The sequence below is a fragment of the Caballeronia arvi genome (assembly GCF_001544695.2).
In the GTDB taxonomy this organism is placed as follows: domain Bacteria; phylum Pseudomonadota; class Gammaproteobacteria; order Burkholderiales; family Burkholderiaceae; genus Caballeronia; species Caballeronia arvi.
In genome coordinates, this window is record NZ_FCOM02000146.1 from 1 (window position 1) to 4,281 (window position 4,281).

At 62.1% G+C, this 4,281-nt stretch carries 4 protein-coding genes; 1 reads left to right on the forward strand and 3 read right to left on the reverse strand.

Annotated elements, in window-relative coordinates:
• Window positions 1–243: 243 nt before the first annotated feature.
• Together AWB74_RS43435 and AWB74_RS43440 are read right to left on the reverse strand one after the other, a co-directional pair.
• Window positions 244–1,230 carry a LysR family transcriptional regulator gene (locus AWB74_RS43435; RefSeq protein ID WP_061152649.1) on the reverse strand — a complete coding sequence of 329 codons (987 nt, stop codon included), beginning with the start codon at window positions 1,228–1,230 and terminating at the stop codon, window positions 244–246.
• Between the two features lie 75 nt (window positions 1,231–1,305).
• Window positions 1,306–1,761 (reverse strand): hypothetical protein, encoded by a 456-nt coding sequence (locus tag AWB74_RS43440; RefSeq protein WP_061152650.1) that lies wholly within the window; start codon window positions 1,759–1,761, stop codon window positions 1,306–1,308.
• A gap of 862 nt (window positions 1,762–2,623) precedes the next feature.
• Here AWB74_RS43440 and AWB74_RS43445 point away from each other — a divergent pair.
• Entirely contained in the window at window positions 2,624–2,806 is a 183-nt protein-coding gene (locus AWB74_RS43445) for a hypothetical protein (protein WP_061152651.1), read from the forward strand.
• Between the two features lie 618 nt (window positions 2,807–3,424).
• On the opposite strand, the gene AWB74_RS43450 is transcribed toward AWB74_RS43445, so the two are convergent.
• Window positions 3,425–4,015, reverse strand: a complete 591-nt coding sequence (locus tag AWB74_RS43450) for a BPSL1445 family SYLF domain-containing lipoprotein (RefSeq protein ID WP_061152652.1) — start codon at window positions 4,013–4,015, stop codon at window positions 3,425–3,427.
• Window positions 4,016–4,281 lie beyond the last annotated feature (266 nt).

The following is a 4,281-nucleotide window of genomic DNA, read 5'->3' on the forward strand; positions in this document are numbered from 1 at the left end:
AAGCCGGGTGACCGGCCTCTCACTGACCACCAGCGTCGGACCGTAGCCCCTACCGCGCGAGCGGTTTAGTCCTCCGGCCACTTGCTGCCGTTCGTCGGGATAGTCGCGCCGTCTGTCAAGCGGCTGCTGTGCTCCACCCAGCGGTCGTTCGACCCGAATGCCTGCTCCGACGGCGTTTGACCGAGCGTGACAAGCGCCGCCGCAGAGAAATGCAATCGCGCTCTTGGCGAGGGGATCGGCGCTTTAGCCAGTTCCCCGCTTCGCCGTAGCCGCCTCAGAGAAATCGAATTCTGGTTCTCGATCGGCTAACGCCTCTCCCTTGGGTTCGTACTCCTTTCGCAAGTGAGCCTCCGCGTAGTCGGCGAAAAGGCGGGTCTCTCGAGGCAAGTGGCGGCGCGCCGGACGGACGATAAACAGCTCCGTGCGTGGCTCATCGACGGAAAAGGCAGGCAGCAGGCGAACGAGGTGACCCGCCTCAATATCTGAGCGCACCAGTGCGCGCGGAAGAAATGCGAACCCCATGCCGGCGAGCGTTGCGAGACGGGCAAGCTCCGCATCAGAAACCGAAAACGCCGGCGCAAGCCTGACGTCCCCCACCGCGCCGCTCGCATGTCGGAACGTCCAGACTTCTTCGCGCATCTCGTCTTGCAAGCAAATGCATGGAAGGTCTTGAAGATCGACGGGGGCAATAGGCGCGCCGTGCCTAATCAGAAACGCAGGCGTCGCCACGGCCAAAGACGCAAGCAACCCCAGAACTTGCCCCTCACGCTCCAGGCCTTCTGGCTTGCCGATGAGAATTCCGACGTCGTGACCATTCCCGTCGAACTCGGCGCGCCGACCGGCGAGGGTCAGGCGAACCTCGATGGTCGGATGAAGCTTGTGGAAGTCGTCGATAAGCTGGGTCAAACTGAGCGCCGGCACGCTTGATGACGCCACGACTCGCACCGTACCGCCCGGCGCATCGTCCAAAGCTACAACCGCCGTTTCCAGCCGATCCAGGTGCTGGAGAAACGCACGGCAGCCCTCTACGTACCGTACGCCGGCAACTGTCAGCGAGACCGCGCGAGTCGTGCGATTAAGCAGCCGTACGCCAAGGTGCTTTTCCAGCAGGACGATCGCGCGAGTGACCAGCGCGTTGGAGACGCCAAGCTCCCGCGCGGCGCCGCGGAAGCTCCGTGTATCCGCAACTTGCAAGAAAACGCGCATCGCATCGACAAGATTCGTATTCATGCGCTCCGTCCAAGCCGTTAAACGCGGTGTGGACCCGCACCCGGATTGACGGGCTTCTGGGCTCGCCACCAAACCCTACAGTGGCGGCAGCTGCGAGCGCCCCCGCGGCCGGCTGTGGAAAACTGTCTTGGCCACACTGCCGTCATCGCGCGACGACATCTCAAGGCTCTCGGCCGCGTGCGCAAACACTCGCGCTCGCTCCGCCTCCACGATGACTCGTTTTTTGCTTAGCGAACCGCCAGCCGAGCCGTAGCCCATCACCGCAACGAATTCCTTGGGCCGGTGACGCTTGTACCTTCTGAAGAAGTCATCTCCTGGCAGTCCGTTGTCGAGCGCCATCAGGCAACCGTAGTCGAGCGCGGCACAGTCGCTCAAAAGTGAGATTGCATCTTCCAACGCCCGGTATCGCAAATCGAGCGGCTCGCTGGCTTCGAAGAGCCTGTGTATCTGCTGATACGGTACAACACGGTGTTTCGCCGCAGCCTGTCGCAAAAGAAAGGCTATTGCGTGGGTTCGTTCGATGTCAGGCATGCGACACTCCCGAAGCTGTACAGGTCTTACCGGGCAGCCAAACGACCAAACGTCGAGGACAAGGCTTTGCCGCCAAGTAACGAAATACGAATATACGGACGGAGGTTCGTCGTCAAGTTAGCTTACATTTACCGCGGTCGCGGTCGCGGTCGCGGTCGCGGTCGCGGTCGCGGTCGCGGTCGCTTGCGCAAGTCCCCATGAGACTGCGTTCATGCGCCGACACCTCAAGCTCAGTGGCGTGGACGCGCTTTCCGGCGACCTGGCCAGGCCGTAGCCGCTCGGCCGGGCTTCGCATCGAAGGGAGCCGACGATGCTTAAATTAGGAGCGCGTCGGAAACTATGGAGACGACAGAAGGTACGAAAGCGTTTCTCCAATCAGGCACCGACGGTTGGGCGACCGGAGCGGTGGTTGGGGTTAGCGGCGTGTCGCACCGAAGCCATCTGGAGGTTGAGTCGGCACTGTCCACGACGTAAAGACAGCAAAAGTCGGATTTAAGAGCACGCTTCGGAAACGTAGGAAAGTATAAGGACGACGCAGATCGAGACGATCCATTGTCCGTTGATGACAGGAAGCTGCATCTAGCGCGGCATGCAGACGAGCGGGCGAGAAGGGTCGGTTCGGATGCGCTAGCTGCTAGTGCGGCGGCCGCGACCACCGGCGGTATTTATTTGACGGCATCGGCCAGGAAACGTCGTTGAGGTAGACAGTGTGACGCTCCGAAGTGGAGTCGCTTCGGGAACCAGCCATGCGGGGGCGCTGGGAGGTGGTCAGCGATCGACGCCTCGGCGAGTGCCGGGAAGACCAGCGGCGACCGAGCCAAGGGCTCGGCTGCGAACGAGGGCTCGGCTGACAACAATGCGAATGCTGCGGCGGGTGCGGCTGCCGTTGCTGCTGACGCGGCCGCAGCACGGCTGTCTCTGTGGGCGCCTCGACCACGGCGAACGCGGATCGCAGCAACGGCGGCGACACCACTTCGAATGCGGCGAGCGCGACGACGTCGGCGCGGGTCCGTCGGGCAACCGGCTCATCGACACCTTCGCATGACCGCAGGGCGTGCGTGCGGAGGACCGAGAAAGTCTGAATCCGGCATGCCCCGCCTAACCACCGACGAAGGGAAAGACGCCATGCAAGTGCAAGACCGCCAGATCGAGCACGCCTGCGGAATGCTCCATCAGCTTGGTCCCAGAACCGCCGCCGCCGACTCCGGCCGTTGACGAAGACGCGCCGATGTTTAGCCAGTCGCTCGATTGATCATGGACTCGGGCTAGAAGGGCAGCTTCACGAGCGCTATCCGGCAATCTTTGAGTGGAAGCGCGTTATAGCGTGCCGCGATGGGTGGTTCGAGCTGCTCGACGCCATGTGCGAGCGACCGCAGCACGCCACGGAGTCTCAGGCGATGCCACAGCTCGTCGCGCGGCAGGTCAAGGAGAAATTCGGCGGGCTGCGCTTCTACCTGCAGGCGGGTTCCGACGTCCAGCGAGGGATGATTACGCTCGCTGAAACCATGAGCTATCGTATCTGTGACCTATGCGGCGGCCGCGCGGAGCTTCGCGGCCCCGACGCCCAGCCGGACACGCTGCGATCAGCATGCGGATGCCCTGCAAGGATGGAACGCCGTCGGCGAGCCCGGAAAGTTCTCTGGGCGGCCGGCCTCCTCACGTGTCACTCGTCCAGGCGCGATACCTTCGTCCCTTCGAGCGAAGCGTCGGCCATGAGACCGGCGTTCGTCAACACAAACGCCTGGACCGGCTTGCTCGCGGTGGTCGTGTCGATTTTGCCATTCGCGCCCATCCTGACGAGTGCGACGGATGCGTCCGCGCCGGCCGACCAGCCACTTGAACTTCGGAATTTTGCGAGCGAGTCCTGGGTCATGAAAAGGAAGATCAGCGCTTTCGATTGCGCGCCTGCTGTCAGGCCGAACGAGCCGGAGGTGGTGCTGTAGTAGCCCACGGTTTGGCCGCCTACACGCAAAGCGCCTTTGCCGTATTGTGCGCCAACAACGAAGCCCGCTTGAATGACGTTGGGAAACACGAGCACTCCGCTCGCTTTCGCGACCAACTCGCGGGAGCCACTCACCGTGACATATAAGCGCTGAAGGGTGCCGTCAACGTCGGCGTCGATAGAGCGGTGCAGATCGGCGGCGCCGGCAGCCTGCTCTTTTCCCGCGTTCCTATTGGTCGTGCAGCCCGCGAATGTGAGGCTACCCAGTGCCAGTACGGCAGTCGACTTCAGCATGAAGTTCCGTCGTTGCATCGATGTTCTCCAACGTGGAATCAAGGAAAACTCCCTTTAGAGCCCTAGCGAGATGCACGCGAAGTTATAGCACAGCGAGCGAGGCCGTGACTAAATTCGACGAACAGGTGAGGCGCACGCGCATACAAAAAAACACCCGCCGAAGCGGGCGAACACGATGGAGATCGCCTCCTTGAAGCCTCAGTTTTACCCACACCCATTAGCGGGCTCGTGTCAAGCGAGCAAGCAGCATCATGGCCGCTTGAGCGACCGGATTCTATTGCTGA